The sequence below is a fragment of the Thauera sp. AutoDN2 genome, from assembly GCF_051280715.1.
GTDB lineage: Bacteria > Pseudomonadota > Gammaproteobacteria > Burkholderiales > Rhodocyclaceae > Thauera.
Genome location: NZ_JBNCAR010000024.1, coordinates 19,305 through 36,636, shown reverse-complemented (window position 1 = coordinate 36,636; position 17,332 = coordinate 19,305). Strand labels below are relative to the sequence as shown.

12 protein-coding genes are annotated in these 17,332 nt (G+C 67.6%); 6 read left to right on the top strand and 6 right to left on the bottom strand.

Going from position 1 to position 17,332, the window contains the following annotated elements; all coding sequences use genetic code 11:
• Window positions 1–114: 114 nt before the first annotated feature.
• Window positions 115–339: a glycine zipper 2TM domain-containing protein gene (locus ACPT9U_RS12875; protein WP_418365288.1), complete on the bottom strand. Its 225-nt coding sequence runs from the start codon at window positions 337–339 to the stop codon at window positions 115–117.
• Window positions 340–530: 191 nt separating this feature from the next.
• Window positions 531–1,913, bottom strand: a complete 1,383-nt coding sequence (locus tag ACPT9U_RS12870; protein WP_435751222.1) for a class II fumarate hydratase — start codon at window positions 1,911–1,913, stop codon at window positions 531–533.
• A 172-nt stretch (window positions 1,914–2,085) separates the two neighbouring features.
• Here ACPT9U_RS12870 and ACPT9U_RS12865 point away from each other — a divergent pair, with 172 nt between their 5' ends.
• From ACPT9U_RS12865 to ACPT9U_RS12845, 5 genes are all read left to right on the top strand, one after another.
• A complete protein-coding gene (locus tag ACPT9U_RS12865; protein ID WP_418365290.1) occupies window positions 2,086–3,237 on the top strand; it encodes a glycerate kinase in 1,152 nt (383 codons plus the stop codon).
• 26 nt (window positions 3,238–3,263) lie between these two features.
• Window positions 3,264–6,038 (top strand): phosphoenolpyruvate carboxylase, encoded by a 2,775-nt coding sequence (gene ppc / locus ACPT9U_RS12860; RefSeq protein ID WP_435751221.1) that lies wholly within the window; start codon window positions 3,264–3,266, stop codon window positions 6,036–6,038.
• Between the two features lie 102 nt (window positions 6,039–6,140).
• Window positions 6,141–7,076 carry an AEC family transporter gene (locus ACPT9U_RS12855; RefSeq protein ID WP_435751220.1) on the top strand — a complete coding sequence of 312 codons (936 nt, stop codon included), beginning with the start codon at window positions 6,141–6,143 and terminating at the stop codon, window positions 7,074–7,076.
• A gap of 51 nt (window positions 7,077–7,127) precedes the next feature.
• Window positions 7,128–7,310 carry a hypothetical protein gene (locus ACPT9U_RS12850; RefSeq protein ID WP_435751219.1) on the top strand — a complete coding sequence of 61 codons (183 nt, stop codon included), beginning with the start codon at window positions 7,128–7,130 and terminating at the stop codon, window positions 7,308–7,310.
• A 305-nt stretch (window positions 7,311–7,615) separates the two neighbouring features.
• Complete coding sequence (locus ACPT9U_RS12845; RefSeq protein ID WP_418365301.1) at window positions 7,616–7,975, top strand: hypothetical protein; 360 nt, start codon at window positions 7,616–7,618, stop codon at window positions 7,973–7,975.
• 7 nt (window positions 7,976–7,982) lie between these two features.
• Here ACPT9U_RS12845 and ACPT9U_RS12840 read toward each other — a convergent pair whose 3' ends face one another.
• From ACPT9U_RS12840 to mscK, 4 genes are all read right to left on the bottom strand, one after another.
• On the bottom strand, window positions 7,983–9,836 hold the full coding sequence (locus tag ACPT9U_RS12840; protein ID WP_435751217.1) for a putative bifunctional diguanylate cyclase/phosphodiesterase: 1,854 nt from the start codon (window positions 9,834–9,836) through the stop codon (window positions 7,983–7,985).
• Window positions 9,833–10,402, bottom strand: coding sequence for a YfiR family protein (locus ACPT9U_RS12835; RefSeq protein WP_435751216.1), 570 nt, complete (start codon window positions 10,400–10,402; stop codon window positions 9,833–9,835). The genes ACPT9U_RS12840 and ACPT9U_RS12835 overlap by 4 nt, the downstream gene beginning before the upstream one ends.
• Entirely contained in the window at window positions 10,390–12,399 is a 2,010-nt protein-coding gene (locus ACPT9U_RS12830; protein WP_418365304.1) for a TonB-dependent receptor plug domain-containing protein, read from the bottom strand. Before ACPT9U_RS12830 ends, ACPT9U_RS12835 begins: the two co-directional genes overlap by 13 nt.
• Before the next feature lie 132 nt (window positions 12,400–12,531).
• On the bottom strand, window positions 12,532–15,858 hold the full coding sequence (mscK, locus tag ACPT9U_RS12825) for a mechanosensitive channel MscK (RefSeq protein WP_435751215.1): 3,327 nt from the start codon (window positions 15,856–15,858) through the stop codon (window positions 12,532–12,534).
• Between the two features lie 177 nt (window positions 15,859–16,035).
• On the opposite strand from mscK, the gene ACPT9U_RS12820 reads away from it, so the two are divergent.
• Window positions 16,036–17,247 carry a YbfB/YjiJ family MFS transporter gene (locus ACPT9U_RS12820; protein ID WP_435751214.1) on the top strand — a complete coding sequence of 404 codons (1,212 nt, stop codon included), beginning with the start codon at window positions 16,036–16,038 and terminating at the stop codon, window positions 17,245–17,247.
• Window positions 17,248–17,332 lie beyond the last annotated feature (85 nt).

Here is a 17,332-nt window from a genome sequence, read left to right as displayed (position 1 = left end):
ACAAAACCGCCCGCCCGAGGTCGGGCGTGGCGGGACGAGCGGGATTCTATCAAGGAATCAGGAGGATGCCGTGCGTTGCCGGCGGCATCCCCGGGATGGCTACCGCGCTCCGGCTTACTTCTGCTTGCCGATCTGGTCGCCGATGACGCCACCGATGGCAGCACCGCCCACGGTGCCGAGGATGCCACCGTTGCTGATCACGGCGCCGGCCACACCGCCTACCGCAGCACCTGTGGTGGCGCTCTTCTCGCGCGAGGACATGTTGTCCCAGGTTGCACAGCCAGTGAGCGCGAACGTGATGAGCAGGGCGGGGATGAGGGTACGGGTACGGGTCTTCATGGTGGCCTCCTTGTCGGGCTGTGGGGCGGCTGCAGTTGTGGAACGGAGGGGATTCGATGATCACTTCGCATTGCACGCCACGCCTGCCGGATGCGTGGAGTATGAGCGCGACTCGGGGATGAAGATCCCGTGGCGAGGTGTCGAATTGTTTCTCCGCCTTGCACGCGTCCAGACCCATCCCGGTGCAGATATCAGCCGCCCAGCATGTCCTCGGGTCGCACCCAGGCGTCGAACTGCTCGGCCGTGACGTGGCCAAGCGCGATTGCCGCCGCACGCAGGGTGCTGCCTTCGGCATAGGCCTTCTTTGCGATCTCTGCGGCCTTGTCGTAGCCGATGTGCGGGTTGAGCGCGGTGGCGAGCATCAGGCTGCGCTCTAGCTTCGCTGCCATGTTCTTCTCATCTGGCATCAAGCCGGCCACGCAGTGGCGCTGGAAGTTGCGGCAGCCGTCGGTGAGCAGGTGGATGGATTGCATCAGGTTGTAGGCGATCACCGGCTTGAACACGTTCAGTTGCAGATGTCCCTGGCTGGCCGCGAAGCCAATGGTGGCGTCGTTGCCGAGTACCTGGCAGGCGAGCATGGACAACGCCTCGCATTGGGTCGGGTTGACCTTCCCGGGCATGATCGAGCTACCGGGTTCGTTGGCAGGCAGTTGCACTTCAGCGAGGCCGGTACGCGGCCCGGAGCCAAGCAGGCGCAGGTCGTTGGCGAGCTTCATCAGCGTGACCGCGAGCGTCTTCAGGGCGCCAGACAGCGCCACCAGGGGTTCGTGCCCCGCAAGCGCGGCGAACTTGTTGGGTGCGCTGACCAGGGGCAGGCCGGTGAGCGCGGCGAGCTCCGCGGCGATGGCATTGGCAAAGCCCGGTGGGGCATTGAGTCCGGTGCCAACCGCGGTACCGCCCTGGGCGAGCGCATGCACGGCTGGCAGACTGGCCTCGATCGCATGCGTCGCGATGTCGAGCTGCGCGACGAAGGCCGACAGTTCCTGCCCGAAGGTGAGCGGCGTGGCATCCATCATGTGCGTGCGCCCGGTCTTGATGAGGCCGGCGTGACGCTCGGCCTGGGCAGTGAGCCCTTGTGCGAGCTCGGCGACTGCGGGCAGCAGGTCCTCATGCACCGCGCGCGCTGTGGCGATGTGCATCGCGGTCGGAAAGCAGTCGTTGGAGCTCTGGCTGCGATTGACGTGGTCGTTGGGGTGCACTGGCGCCTTGCCGCCGCGACCGCGGCCGGCGAGCTCGTTGGCACGGCCGGCGATGACCTCGTTAACATTCATGTTGGTCTGCGTACCACTGCCGGTCTGCCACACCACGAGCGGAAACTGCTCGTCGTGGTGGCCGGCAAGGATCTCGTCCGCAGCGCTTTCGATCAGCGTTGCGATCTCGGGCGGCAGTGCGCCGCTACGCGCATGCACGCGTGCGGCCGCCTTCTTGATCAGCGCCAGGGCGTGGATGATCGCGATCGGCATGCGTTCGCCGCCGATCGGAAAGTTGAGCAGCGAGCGCTGCGTCTGCGCTCCCCAGTAGGCACGGCCATCGACCTCCACTGGGCCGAGACTGTCGGTTTCGATGCGGTGCATGGCGAGCGTCCTCAATCGGATGAGTGGTCTGGTGGCCTTGCGCTGATGTGACGATTCTGCGCCTGCCCTTGTTCCGCCGCACGCTGCGCGGCAGCATGTGGCTGCTCCGTCGTAAGCTGGCGGCCTGGTTCGCGCACGGCATGAGGATTGCCCCGCACTGGAGACTCCTGGCATGAAGATCGTCATTGCCCCCGATTCGTACAAGGAAAGCCTGTCCGCCCTGCAGGTCGCGCAGGCGGTGGAGGCCGGCTTTCGAGAGGTTTTCCCTGAAGCCGAATACGTGCTCGTACCAGTAGCCGATGGCGGTGAGGGGACGGTGGAAGCAATGGTGGCTGCGACTGAAGGTCAGCTGTGCAGCGCGGCGGTGACGGCACCGCTGGGCGATACGGTCCAGGCGCGCTACGGGCTTACCGGCGATGGCATGACCGCGGTGATCGAGATGGCGGCTGCGAGCGGCCTCACCCTGGTGCCGCCGGCGGATCGCAATCCGCTCGTCACCAGCTCGCGTGGCACCGGCGAGCTGATCCGCGCTGCGCTCGACGCCGGCGCGCGGCGCTTCATCCTCGGCATCGGCGGTAGCGCCACCAACGACGGCGGTGCCGGCATGGTGCAGGCGCTGGGCGCGCGCTTGCTCGATGCGCAGGGGCGCGAGATCGGCCCGGGCGGTGGTGCACTCGCCGCACTGGACCGCATCGACGTTTCGGCCCTTGATCCGCGCCTGGCCGCGTCGCACATCGAGGTCGCCTGTGACGTGGACAACCCGCTCACCGGCGTGCGCGGCGCCTCGGCGGTGTTCGGCCCGCAGAAAGGCGCCACGCCAGGGATGGTGGCGGTATTGGATGAGAACCTCGCCCGCTTCGCCCGCATCGTCGAGCGCGATCTCTGCGTCACGGTGGACCCGGTGCCGGGTGCGGGCGCGGCGGGTGGCATGGGGGCGGCGATGCTGGCCTTTTTTGGTGCTACGCTTCGGCCGGGCATCGAGATCGTGACCGCCGCGGTCGGGCTCGACGCCCATGTCCGTGATGCCGACCTGGTGATCACCGGAGAGGGGCGTATCGACTTCCAGACCGTGCACGGCAAGACGCCGATCGGTGTGGCACGTGTGGCCAAGCGTCATGGCCGGCCGGTGATCGGCATCGCGGGCTCGCTCGGCAGTGGGGTGGACGCGGTGTACGCGCATGGGATCGACGCCGTGTTCAGCGTGCTCGCGCGGCCCTGCACCTTGGACGAAGCCCTGTACGATGCAGCGGAAAACCTGCGCGTGGCGGCCCGCAACCTGGCGGCCAGCCTGCGCATAGGCGCCTCGATCGGGGTGCCGCGATGAAACCTGTCCCCGACATGGAGAACACGATGAACCAAGACACCCTGCTCGCCAAGGACCACCCGCTGCGCGAGGACATCCGCCTGCTGGGGCGCCTGCTCGGGGATAGTGTGCGCGAACAGGAAGGCGAGGCGGTGTTCGACTGCATCGAGCAGATCCGTCAGTGTTCGGTGCGTTTTCGACGCGACGACGATATTGCCGCCCGCCGCGAGCTGGAGGGTATGCTCGACGCCCTGTCGCGCGAGCAGACCATCCAGGTGGTGCGCGCCTTCAGCTATTTTTCGCATCTGGCCAACATCGCTGAGGACCAGCACCACATCCGGCGTAGCCGTGCGCATCTGATCGCCGGCTCGGCACCGCGCGAAGGCAGCCTGGCGCGTGCCGTGCAGCATGCCTTCGAGGCCGGTACGGCCAACGCCGGGGTGCTGGTGGATTTCTTCGATAGTGCGCTGGTTTCGCCGGTGCTCACCGCCCATCCCACCGAGGTACAGCGCAAGAGCATCCTCAACTGCGAAACCGTGGTCGCGCGTCTGCTCGATGAGCGTGACCGCATGCAACTTACCCCGGAGGAGGCCGAGGCCAACCACGAGGCGCTCAAGCGCGCGGTGCTCACGCTGTGGCAGACGCGCATGCTGCGCACCGCCAAGCTGTCGGTCATCGACGAGGTCAACAACGGTCTGTCCTACTTCCAGACCACCTTCCTGCGCGAGCTGCCACGCTTGTACGCCGGGCTGGAGGATCGCCTGGCCAAGGCCGATCCGATGCTCGGCAGCCCCGAGCTCGACGCCTTCCTGCAGGTGGGGAGCTGGATCGGGGGCGATCGCGACGGAAACCCCTTCGTCACTGCCGAGGTGCTGGAGAAGGCGCTTGCCATGCACTGCGAGGTGGCGCTCGGCTATTACCTGGACGAGCTGCATATCCTCGGCTCGCAGCTCTCGCTCGGGATTGGTCTGGTGTCGGCCTCGGATGCGTTGCTCGCGCTCGCCGAGGCCTCGCCCGACCGCTCGCCGCATCGCAGTGACGAGCCCTACCGGCGCGCCATCTCCGGCATCTACGCACGCCTGGCCGCCACCCATCTGGCACTGCTCGGCCACGCGCCTGTGCGCCATGCGGTGGCCGATGCTGCGCCCTACGCCAGCGCGGCGGCGCTGACCGAGGACCTCGACACCCTGCACCGCTCGCTGGTGGCCAATGGTTCGGCGGCGCTGGCACGCGGGCGGCTGCGCCACCTGCGCCGCGCGGTGAAGGTCTTCGGCTTCCACCTCGCGCCGCTCGACTTGCGTCAGAACTCGGACGTGCACGAGCGCGTGGTCGCCGAGCTGCTCGAAGTCGCGCGGCCGGGCAGCGCCTATGCCGCGCTCGACGAGGCGGGGCGCTGCGCGCTGCTGCTCGAGGAGCTCGATACCGCGCGCCCGCTCGCCTCGCCGCACGTGCGTTACTCGGACGAGACCGAGGGCGAGCTGGCGATCTTCCGCGCCGCCCGCCAGGCGCACCTGCGCTACGGTACGGCCGCGATCCGCAACTGCATCATTTCCAAGACCGACGACGTCTCCGACCTGCTCGAGCTGGCGGTGCTGCTGAAGGAGGCCGGCATCCTGCGTCCGCTGGAGAACGCGCTCGACGTGAACATCGTGCCGCTGTTCGAGACCATCGGCGACCTCGAGAACGCTGCCGGCGTGATGGCGCGCATCTTCTCGATCCCGCGCTATCGCGGCCTGCTCGCTGCGCGCGACCACACGCAGGAGGTCATGCTCGGCTACTCGGACAGCAACAAGGACGGTGGCTTCCTCACCTCGGGCTGGTCGCTATACAAGGCCGAGGGCGAGCTGGTCGAGGCCTTCGCCGCGCACGGTGTGCGCCTGCGCCTGTTCCACGGCCGCGGCGGTTCGGTGGGCCGCGGCGGCGGCCCGAGCTACCAGGCCATCCTCGCCCAGCCCGAGGGGGCGGTGCAGGGGCAGATCCGCCTCACCGAGCAGGGTGAGGTGATTGGCGCCAAGTATGGAAACCCGGAAGTCGGCCGGCGCAACCTCGAGGTGCTGGTCGCCGCCACGCTTGAGACCAGCCTCCGCCCGGCCAGCGCCGCGCCCACGCCGCAGGCTTTTCTCGATGCCATGCAGACCCTGTCGGATGCCGCCTTCACGGCCTACCGCGGACTGGTCTACGACACCGAGGGCTTCGAACGCTACTTCTGGGCGTCGACAGTGATCAGCGAGATCGCCGCGCTCAACATCGGCAGCCGGCCCGCCTCGCGCAAGAAGACCACCGCGATCGAGGATCTGCGCGCAATCCCATGGGTGTTCAGCTGGTCGCAGTGCCGTGTGATGCTGCCGGGCTGGTACGGCTTCGGCAGCGCGGTGAAGGACTTCCTCGCCGCACATCCGGACGACGGCCTCGCGCTGCTGCAGCGCATGAACGCCGAATGGCCCTTCTTCCAGACCCTGCTGTCGAACATGGACATGGTGCTGGCCAAGACCGACCTCGCGATCGCCAGCCGCTACGCCGAGCTGGTGAAGGACGTGGTGCTGCGCGAGGCGATCTTCGGTCGCATCCGTGGCGAACACCAGGCCACGGTCGAGGCCGTGCTGCGGATCACGGGTCAGGCCGAGCTGCTCGACGGCAACCCGCTGCTCAAGCGCTCGATCCGCAACCGCTTCCCGTATCTGGACCCGCTCAACCACGTGCAGGTCGAGCTGCTGGGCCGCCACCGCGAGGCGGCCGAGGCAGGCGGCGCCGACGAGCGCATCCGGCTCGGGATCCACCTGTCGATCAACGGCATCGCCGCGGGCCTGCGCAACAGCGGGTGATGCGAAAGCGGGCGGGACGCGAGCGGGCATTGGCGAGTGCTCGTGCCCTCCGCGTCATGGGGCCCGGCACCTGCGTCGGGCTCGTGTGTTTCCTGGAACATCATGGACATCATCTTCGGCATCATCCTGCCGGTCTTCGGCACGCTCGCCCTGGGCTACCTGGCGGCGCGCTTCGGTGCGTTCGACGAGGCGGCCAACCGCGGGCTGTCGCTGTTCGTGTTCAACTTCGCGCTGCCGCTGATGCTGTTTCGCGCGATCGCACAGACCGAGCTGCCCGATGCCATGCCCTGGGGCTACCTGCTGTCGTACTACATCGGCGCCTTCGGCGTGTATGCGCTGGCCATGCTGGGTGGGCGGGTGCTGTTCGGGCGCCGCATGGACGAGCAGGCGGTGTTCGGGCTGGGAGCGGGGTTCTCCAACACGGGCATGCTCGGCATCCCGCTCGTGATGACCGCCTACGGCCCGTCCGCGGCGCTGCCCCTGTTCGTGATGATCGCCTGCCACAGCCTGCTGATGCTGCCGCCGACCACCGCCCTGATCGAGGCCGCGCAGGGCAAGGGCGAAGGGCGCGGCGCGATGTTGCTGAAGCTGGCCAAGAGCGTGCTCGGCACGCCCATCATCTGGGGCTTGAGCTGCGGGCTGGCGTTCGCGCTGCTCGGCATGGAGCTTCCCGGGCCGGTGGATGCGGTGGCCAAGGGCCTGGGCAGCGCGGCGACGCCCTGCGCGCTGTTCGCGCTCGGCGCTTCGCTGACGCGCTACAGCCTGGGCGGCAACCTGCGCGAGCCGGCGCTGCTGGTGGCGCTGAAGACCGTGATCCATCCGCTCATCGTGTGGCTGCTCGCCACCCAGGTGTTCGACGTGCCGCCACTTTGGGTGGCGACCGGCGTGCTGCTGGCGGCGCTGCCGGCGGGCATCACGCCCTACCTGTTCGCGCAGCGCTACGGGGCCGGGCAGTCCACCGTGGCCTCGGCGGTGTTCCTGTCCACGGTAGTCTCGGTGGCAACGCTGTCGGCGCTGCTGTTCGTCCTGCGCCCCTGATACGCGTGTCTGCGGCGTGATGACGCAGGCCGGCGTGGGGCGGTCGGCCGGATGGCCGCGCTGCAGCGTCTGCGCGCGCGCAGTGCGCAGTGCGCGGTGCGCAGCCCGCAGCACGAAGTGCTGCGCCCGCTCGAATCACAGGCCGGCACGCGCAACGTGTCGCGCGGCACCGCCACGACCGCTTGGTGGCTCAACAGCCGCTTCCAGTCCTTCGCCTTCTGGCGACACCCCTGAGGAAGGCGCAGGCAACAGGTGCCCGATGCCCTTAACGCAGAAGGTGGGGCTCAGCTCGCGCTTACCGTCGTGAGGACCACGGATCCCCGGCCGGACTGCTTGGCGATCCTGCACGTTGCATCCGGTTCGGAAGGGGTCTTGCAGGAAGGGGGTCTTGCATTTGGTGACCGCGATCGGCATGTACCTGGGCGACAATGTTGCCGATCTGCCCGCACCTGCCGATGTGCGGGATCTTTTCCGTCGCGTGTGGCTCTGACCACAGCGATGCGGTGCGGATGGCCCGCGCTGCTCAATCAGGATTTGTTATGCACAAGGATCCCCGTTTTTCCGGCCTCTACCTGAACCTGGACCGCGGCGGTGCGCAGGCCCCCTCGCTGTGGCAGAAGATCGTCGGCGGTGTGGCGGCGCTGGGCGTGTTTGCGCTCGCGCTGACCTTTTCGGTGGCCCTGTTCGCGGTGGTGATCACCGTCGGTGTGGTGGTGTGGGGCTACCTGTGGTGGAAGACGCGTGCCGTGCGCAAGGCGATGCGCGAGCACATGGAGGCGACGCGCCAGGCGCAGGGCTCCGGTGCGCCGCACGAGGCTGCGACGCTGGTCATCGAGGGCGAAGTGATTCGTGAGGTGCCGGAAGACGAGGCTGGGCCGGCATCCGGTCGTCGCGGCTGAGTGGGCGTCAGGCGCCGAAGTAGCGTTCGGTGAACGCTGCGGCCGGCAGGGCGGGGTCGAACAGCCAGCCTTGTGCGAAATTGCATCCGCGCGCCGCGAGGAAGTCGCGCTGCACTTCCGTTTCCACGCCTTCCGCGACCGTGTTCAGGTCCAGCGCGTGCGCCATGGCCAGGATGGCCTGCGTGATTCCCACCAGGTCGGGGTCGTCGGGGAGGTTCTGCACGAAGCTGCGGTCGATCTTGAGCGCCGAGATGGGCAGGCTCTTCAGATAGCTCAGCGAGGAATAGCCGGTGCCGAAGTCGTCCAGGCTCATCCTCACCCCCAGCGTGTCGATTGCGGCCAGGGCCGCGAAGCTCGATTCGGCCTGGCGCATCAGCGCGCTTTCGGTGATCTCCAGTTCGAGGTGGCAGGCGTCGAGACCGTGGCGTTCCAGCGCGGAACGGATCTGCTGCGGCAGATCGGGGTCCTCGAGCTGCCGCGTCGATAGGTTCACCGCCATCAGGAAGTCGGGCGCGTGAGGCAACCATGCGGCGGTCTGGCGACAGGCTTCTTCCAGCACCCAGGTGCCCAGGTGGCCGATCAATCCGGCAGCCTCGGCGATCGGGATGAAGCGGTCCGGAGGCACTTTGCCGAATTCTGCGCTGTGCCAGCGCAGCAGGGCCTCGGCGCCGGTCAGGCGTCCGGTTCCAAGGCAGAACTGGGGCTGGTAGTGCACCTCGAGCTCGTTCCGTTCCATCGCCTGACGCAGGCCGTTTTCCAGGTCAATCCGTTCGTGCACCTGCGCATCGAGCAGGGGTGAAAAGAAGTGCAGGCTGTTTCGCCCGGCACTCTTGGCCGCGTACAGTGCGGCGTCGGCTGCGCGCAACAGTTGGCCGGGTGTCTCTCCGTCCGCGGGGAACAGCGCGATACCGATGCTGGTCCCGATGGAGACGGTCCGCTCGCCGAGGACGTAGCGGTCCGAGATGGCCTGCAGGATGTGCCGTGCCGCCTTGGCGGCCGCTTCGGCGCCGGTGCTGGGGAGGATGGCAATGAATTCGTCGCCGCCCAGCCTGCACAGGGTGTCGCTTTGGCGCACGGCCTTGCCCAGGCGCTCGCTCACCTGCCGGAGGAGTTCGTCGCCAGCGGTGTGGCCCAGGCCTTCGTTGATGAGCTTGAAGTTGTCGAGGTCGCAGAGCAGCAGGGCAAGTGGTTGGGTGCTCGCGTGGGCATCTTCGGTGGCGCGGCGAAGACGGCTGTTGAAGGATCTGCGGTTCGGCAGGCCGGTCAGTTCGTCGAACTTGGTGCGCGTCTCCAGCTGACGTTCGGCTGTGGTGGCCCGGCGCCGCAACTGTGCGGTGAGGAAGGCAGCGATGCCCAGCGCGCCGAGGGCCACGCTGCCGACGGTGATCAGGTAGAGGCCGACCTTCTTGATCAGCGCCGCGTTGTTGGCGACCAGGTGAATGGTGCCGATGGTGGCGTTCTCGAAGCGCAGGTCGAGGCGGGTCGAGGGCACGATGAAGGGCACGTTCGGCGCACGTGCGCCCAGGAAGGCGGGTGCCTGCCCCGAGGCCGTGCCGTGGGCGAACCGCCGCGGGGTGCCGTCCTCGTCCATTCGGTAGAGCGCGGCCTCCTCGATGTTCGCTGCACGAGTGATCGACACCAGGTTGCTGTGTGCGGCCTCCTCGTCGTCGAAGATCAGCGCCGGGATGCTCGCCTCGCCGAGCAATCTCGCCTGTGCCTGAAGACTGTCGATCAGGCTGTCCCGCTCCTTGGCGTACTCCAGGGCGGCCAGAACCAGGACCAGGATCAGCAAAGACAGGGCTGCCGCCAGAAGCTGGAAGCGGCTGGCTGCTGCGTGGTCGCGGGGTTCGCGGTGGGTCATTGCACGCTGCGCGCCAGTTGCAGCACCTGGGCGGGGAGCTTGAGGCCGGCCTGGCGCAGGGGTTCGAGATTGACCTGAAAGGCCACGCGGTTGTTGTCGCGCGCCAGTCCGATCATGGACCCGGTATGCGGTGGCGTGGAGATGGTGAGTACCGGCCGCCCCGCGAGACGGTGCAGCCGCTCGGTGAGGAGCGGAATGTCGACCTGGTCGAAATGGACCACTGCGCAGTCGTCCAGTTGCGCAAGGATGCCGCGACGCTGGATCTGCAAGGTGTGCTCGCCGACCTTGCGGCCGTGGTAGTCCAGATAGGCGTTGGCCAGTTCAAGATTCTCGGTGATGGTGCACACCGTGAGCGGCGCACTGCTCGCGATGGAGGCCGGCCAGGCGGTGAAGCGGATCAGGTTGAACACGAGCGCGGCCTGCAGGCTCGATTCCTTGGCCGTGGGTGCCGCCGCGCCCGCCGTGCTGGCGAGGCTGAGTGCGAAGCTCGCGCCCAGCACCAGCAGCCAGCGTGCAGATGCGGTGGGTCGACGCCGTACGGCGGGCGCGTGCATCAGAACGCCCATGTCAGCCCGAGCTCGAGCTTGCGCCCGGGCCGTGGCAGGGCTTCGTGCCCGAATTCTTCGCTTACGGGGTCGTGCAGGCTGCGATCGAAGAGGTTGTCGATGCGCATGCGCAACTGTGCCCCGGCGAGGACCGGACGTACAGAGACGATGGCTGCATTCGCCCAGAACTGGCTGCCGACCTCGCTGGCAGCCGTCTTGCGGGCGGAGACGAAGCGGCCTTCCAGCGTGGCGTGCCAGTGGGCGGACAGCGGCAGGGTGAGGTCAGCCTTGGCGACGTGGCGTGGCGCGTGCAGCAGGCGGCTGCCGGTATCGGGGTCGCGCGCCTGTTGCCAGCTCCAGGAGGCGGCGAAGCGTGTGCCGTCCTCCCAGCGGGTCTGGGTCGAGAGCATCGCGCCGCGCAGCTCGGCCTTGCCGCGGTTGCGGTAGACGAGCAGGCCATCTGCTGGATCGGCCTCCTGCACGATCAGGTCGGTGATGCGTTTGTGGAACAGACTGCCATTCCAGTCCCAGCCGTGGGCGTCGCTGTGTTCGAGGACGATCTCGAAGGAGCGGATGCGTTCCGGATTGAGCGCCGGGTTGGCCTTCATCGTCAGCTCGCCGTCATGGTAGTGCTGCTCGTAGGGCGACGGGGCGCGATAGGCCGTGCCGAACAGGTACTTCAGCGCGGTGGAGGGCCCCAGCAGCTGGATCAGGCCCAGCCGCGGATTGAGGCTGGTGCCGAAGCTGCTGTAGTGGTCCAGGCGCAGGCCGGTGTTGAGAAGCCAGTTGTCGCTGCGCCACTCGTCCTGGACGTAGAGTCCGGCCTGGTGGTTGCTGCGCCGGTCGTCGAGCAGGATCTGGTCCTGGGCACCGAGGGTGCGGTTGCGTTGGCGCAAGACGGGATGGGCCCGATACTCGGCGCCGTAGAGCAAGGTGTGGCTGGCGAAGCGGATGTCGGTCGCCTGCAGTTCCGCGCCCCACCAGCGGGTGGTGGTTTCGTCGCGGCCAAGCTCGGTGTCGTAGGCCCAGTCGCCACGGTATTCGGTGCCCCCCAGGTCGAGCCGTGTCGCCAGCGTCAGGCCGGGCAGCCACTCGTGGCGGTGGTTCAGGCCGAGTGTCCACAACGCCTCGGTGGCGCGGGTGCGGGGGTCGCCGAACACGGTGTCGTAGGGTGCGCCTGCGTAGCCCTTGCGGCGAGACGCATGGGTGAAGGTCAGCGCGAACTCGTCCCAGGCGTGGCGTAGCGTGAGGCGGTGCCCACGCGGTGCCTCGACGCCCGAGGCCGCGCCGTAGCGTGCGCTGCCGATGTCGGAGAGCGTGATGTCGTCGCCGTCGCTGCGCCATGCGCTGACAGACACCAGCAGCTCGTGGCGGTCACTGGCATGACCGTGACGCAGGGCGATGCTGCGTCCGCGCTGGTCGGCGAAGGCCGTGTCCAATGTCGTGCCCTGCATCGGACGGGCACTCGTGGTGACGAGGTTGATGACGCCGAGGAAGGCGTTACTGCCGTAGGCCGACGAGCCCGGGCCGGGGATGAACTCGACGCGCTCGAGCAGGGCCAGGTCGACCGGTCCGTCCTCGCCGATCTGCGCCTGTCCGTAGGCAGGGTCGTTCAGCGGGATGCCGTCGAGCAGCAGCTTGAACTTGGTGTTGTAATCCCCCGGTTGCTGGAAGCCGTGGATGCCCGCGAACGAATACACCCGGTCGCTTGCCATGAACAGCCCGGGTACGGCGTCCAGCAACTCCGCCAGCGTGCGCCAGCCATGGTCGCGGATCTGTTCGCGCGTGATGACCGTGGCCGCCGAGGGCGCTTCCCGGCTGGGCTGCACGAAGCGGGACGCGCCGCTGATCTCGACGTCGAGCAACTGCTCGAAGGACAGTTCCGCAAGATGCCCGGCCGCATGGGCCGTGCCGCCGGCACACAGCATGCACAGGGTGAGGGCAAGCCGACGCGGTGTGGTGAGCAGTCCCGGTTTGCGGGCAGAGACGCGGATGGAAGTGCGGGCGCTGGCAGGCATGATCGTGATTATCGGCATCGGGCGTGAGCGTCCGGAAGCGGAATTCTAGCCTTTACCTGCGAAACTGCCATTTTTCGGTGGCCGTGTGGCACGGGGTGTGGGGTCCGGCAAGCGCGGTGGCGCATTCGTCGCTCAAACGGGATCGCCCGCAGCCGCTTGTGCGAGCGTGTGCAGCCGGGCTTCCTTGCCGTCGATGCTGCGGATGTGAACATCGACCTGATTGAATGCGATTTCGATGTCGTGCGCACGGAAAAGGCGGTCGATTTCGCGGTTGATCTCGTCGATTGCGGCATTACGGTCGCCAAGTTCGCGGACATGTACGCGCAGTTCGTGATCGAGCGTGCTGGCGCCAAAGCTGAGGAAGAAGACCAGCGGCTCCGGCTCCTTGAGCACGCGCGCGTTCTCGTCTGCAATCTGCAGCAGTAGCTTGCGGGTGAGTTCGAGGTCCGAGCCGTAGGCGACGCCCAGCTTCACCGTGATGCGTGTAACCGTGTCGGTCAGCGACCAGTTGGTGAGCTGGCCGGTGATGAAGGCCTTGTTGGGAACGATCATCTCCTTGCGGTCGAAGTCGGTGATCGTGGTGGCGCGGATCTGGATGCGGGTGACGGTGCCCGAAACGTTGCCGATGGTAACGACATCGCCAATGCGCACGGGGCGTTCGAACAGGATGATCAGGCCGGACACGAAGTTCGCGAAGATCTCCTGCAGGCCGAAGCCCAGGCCCACCGACAGCGCCGCCACCAGCCACTGCAGCTTGTCCCAGCTCACCCCGAGCGTGCCGAGCGTGCTCACGATGCCTGTGCCAATGATGATGTAGGAGAGCAGGGTGGTGATTGCATAGGCGCTGCCCTGCGCCAGCTTGAGGCGGGACAGCACCAGCACTTCCAGCAGGCCGGGGAGGTTGGTCGCGAGCATGAAGGCGATCGCTGCAATCACGAGTGCGCCGAGCAGATCGGCAAGGCTGATCGGGACGGTGGCGGCAGTGTCACCGCTGCCGCTGGCGTACTCGTAGAGGGTGATGTTCTCGAGATAGGTAAACACCGTGAGCAGGTCGGACCAGACCCAGTACAAGGCCACGGCCAGAGCCCCCAGCAGCGCGAGGTGGAGCAGGCGCAGGGATTGCTGGTTGATCTGTGCCAACTCCAGCCGGGGTGTTTCGACCTGTGGATCCGTGGCACCGTCGGCCTCGCCCCGCCCTTCGCGCTCTGCTGCCTCGCGGCGGGCCACCGCGCGCTGGTAGTCGAGGCGCCGAGCCGCCACGGCGAGGGCGCGGACCAGCATGGCCTCGAGCACGCGCCACAGGATCAGCACCGACAAGGTGTCGATCAGGCGCTCGGTGAGCTTGAGCGTGGTGTAGTAGTAGCCCATGGCCAGCGCGCCGATGAGCGCGAGTGGCATCAGCACCAGGGCGATGCCGATCAGCACATGCAGTGGCGAGGGGCGCCTGCCCAGGCTGGCGTGCAGCATGCCCCGCCCGAGGAGCCAGGCCATGAAGGCGTAGCCGATGAACAGGATCACGATGCCGAGCACGTCCTGGCCGAGCATGTCGGGCTGCTGCTCGGCGATCGCCACCACCGCGACTACGGCAAGCACCACGATGCCGAGCTTGCGCAGGTTGTGATGCAGGCTGCGCACGCCGTCGGCAGGCCACTGGAAGTGGCGTTCGGCTACGCCGTCCGGAATCAGGATGCGGTAGGCGGTATAGAACACCAGCCATGCCTGGGCCATCTCGATCAGTGCGGTCCCCAGGCTGGCGTTCTGGCCGCGGGCGTCCATCTGCAGGGCGAGTCCGGCGAGCCACAGCAGCAGGCTGCCGGGCAGGGCGAGCAGCAGCGTGAACAGGACTGCGAGCGGGGTGTGCAGCTGACTGTCGCGTCGGACGTACCCGATGTCCGCATGCAGGCCGTCGAGCTTGTCGCGCAGCCAGCGCCGGCGCGAGAGCAGTCCGAGGCTGATCAGCAGCACCGGCAGGAAAAGCAGCGGTCGCGCCTGCAGGCCGGCCCAGATCTCGCGACCGATCGAGGCCCACGGGATGGCGGACAGCTGTGCTGAAAGACGCTGGGGTGCGGCCTGCAGCCAGTCGAGTCCGAGCGCACGGTTGCTCGGGATCCAGAACATCTGCTCGTCGAGGGTCGAGCGCAGGCGGTCGGCGCTTTCTTGCAGCTGGCGCTCGTTGAGCTGGAGGGCGATGGACTCGCTGAGCACGGCGTTGAGCTGGCGGTTGAGCTGGTCGAACAGCTCCACGCGGGTCGTGAGCAGCGACACCAGGGTCATGCGTACCGATTCGTCGGCCTGACTGGCGGGCGCTTCGGCGAGCAGGCGTTCGGCGTAGGCGGCCGGGCGAGCATGCTGTTCGCGCTGCTTGTTGAGCTCGAACTGGTAGAGGCGGATGTCGGCGATCTGGTCGGCCAGTGCCTTGTCCACGCTGGGCCTGGGTAGCTCGCGCTTCTGTTCGAGCAGGATGCGCGACAGCAGCAGGCTGCCTTGCAGCACGTTGATCTGCTCGTCGATGAGGCTAGCGCTGCGGTTCAGGTTGTCGAGCTGCTGGCGGACCGCGAGATTGCGCTGGGTGAGGGTGTTGAGTTGGTTGGTGGCGCGCAGCAGGTAGCCGGAGAGTTGCTGGTTGGCGGCGGCTTCCCGCGCGATCAGGCTGTCCGTCGTCTTGTTCTCCTCGCCCTCGCGCGCCACCGCGTCGGCCGTTTCGGTGGCCTGCGCAGTGCGACGGGCGTTGATCGCCGCCTGCAGCGCCTGGATGCGCGTGTCGAGAAGGGCGATGCGGGCGGCGGCCAGATCCTGGCGTGCCTGGCCGAGGTCGAGCAACAGGCTGTTGCCTGTGAGCTCCTCGCGACGCAGCGTGATCTGGGCGTTCAGGGTGTGCCATTCCGCGGCCATGGCCGATGCGCGCTCGGGGCTGAGCGGGCGGCCTTCGCGACCGGGTTCGTGTTGCGTGGCGAGCGCGGTTTCGATCTCGCGCATGCGGATCTGTCCCGTGCCGATCTCGGTCTGTGCGCGCTCGGGGCTGGTGCGTGCGCCGATCAGCAGTGCATTGGCCTCATCCAGGCGCTGTCGCCAGGTGCCCAGCGCCTCGTTCGCCGCGGTCAGCTGCACCTCGAGCTCGGTCGTGGTGGTGGCGTCCGGGATGTCGGTGCCGCCCGGCGCGGTGCCTTGCAGGCTGGCGAGCTCGGCCCGCGCGCGCTCGATGTTCCGAGGGGCACCTTCCAGAGTCTTCTTCAGGGTCTCCAGCCGGGTGCGGTGCTCCTCGGCCTTTACGAGCGCAGCGAGCGCCTGCTCCAGTGCCTGCTGTGCGGCGCGCTGTTCGGCTTCGGCCAGCTTGCGCTCGGCCAGCCCGTCCAGGCGTGCGCGCAGGTCCCCTGCTGCCGGTGCCGCCGGCTGTTGGGCAAGCGCATGCTGGGCCAGAAACGGGAGCAACAGCAGGGCGAAGAGGCGGAACAGGTGCATGGTCGGGGCTTGGGAGGGGGCGCATCGGGCCGCGCCCGCAGGGCTTCGGCAAGCTGGAATTCTAGCCTGCCGTGACTCCGCGCCGGGTACCGCGCCGGGAGGTGAGGGCGAAGAATTCGCTTGTAAGCCGCCCGCCCAGCGTCTAACTTGACGCCTCCCGGAGGAGACATAACGAGAATGGACGAACAGATCCAGCGTCTGAAGGTGCTCGGTGCGGGCATCTTCAGCCTTGTGCTTGCGCTTGGCGTGGCACGCTTCGCATACACCCCGCTGCTGCCGCTGATGCAGGCCCAGGCCGGACTGGGCCTGGCCGAGGGCGGCTGGCTGGCCGCGATCAACTATGCGGGCTATCTCAGCGGCGCCTTGATTGCGGCCTCGATCAGCAATCTGATCCTGAAGGACCGCCTGTTCCGCGTCGGCATGGTGATGGCGGTGCTGACGACCGTGATGATGGGGCTGAGCACCGATTTCTGGGTGTGGGCGGTATCGCGCTACCTGGCCGGCTTGTCGAGCGCGGCGGCGATGCTGCTGGGCACGGGCCTCATCCTCAACTGGCTGATCCGCCACAACCACCGCAGCGAGCTTGGCATCCACTTCGCCGGCATCGGGCTCGGCATCGCGGGCTGTTCGCTTGCGGTGGCGCTGATGAGCCTGGGGCTGGACTGGCGTGCGCAATGGTTCGCCTTCACTGCCATCGCCTGCGTGCTGCTGGTGCCGGCACTGTCGTGGTTGCCTGCGCCCGACACCAGTGGGCTGACCCGCAGCGGTGCGCCCATGCACGACCGGCCGCCCAGTACGTTGTTCATGCGTTTGTTCATGGCTTCGTACTTCTGCGCCGGTGTGGGCTACGTGGTCAGTGCGACCTTCATCGTCGCCATTGTCAACCAGCTTCCCGGACTTGAGGGCAAGGGTAGCTGGAGTTTTCTCGCGATTGGCCTGGCGGCGGCGCCGGCCTGCATCGTGTGGGACTTCATCGCACGCCGCACCGGTGAGCTCAACGCGCTGATCCTGGCTGCGGTGCTGCAGATCGTCGGCATCCTGCTACCCGTAGTGGTGGGCGGGCTGGTCGGCAGCATCGCGGGCGCGTTGCTGTTCGGCGGCACCTTCATCGGCATGGTGAGCCTGGTGCTGACCATGGCCGGGCGGTATTACCCGACGCGCCCCGCGAAGATGATGGGGAAGATGACCATCTCCTATGGCATCGCGCAGATCCTGGGGCCGGCGGTCACTGGCTGGCTCGGCGCGGTGTCGGGCAGCTACGCCGGTGGCCTGTACTTCGCGGCGGGCGCCATGGTGGTGGGCACCTTCCTGCTGGTGATGCTGAAAGGCGTCGAGCGTCGCGATGCGAGCGCCGCCGCGCTCGCACGTACCCCCGGCGGGGCGAGCTGAATCCGGGCACATTTCGCAATGTGAACGAAGGTTTCGATGTAGGGAAGGGCGATAAGTGGTATTTTTCCGGGCGACTGCGATCGTG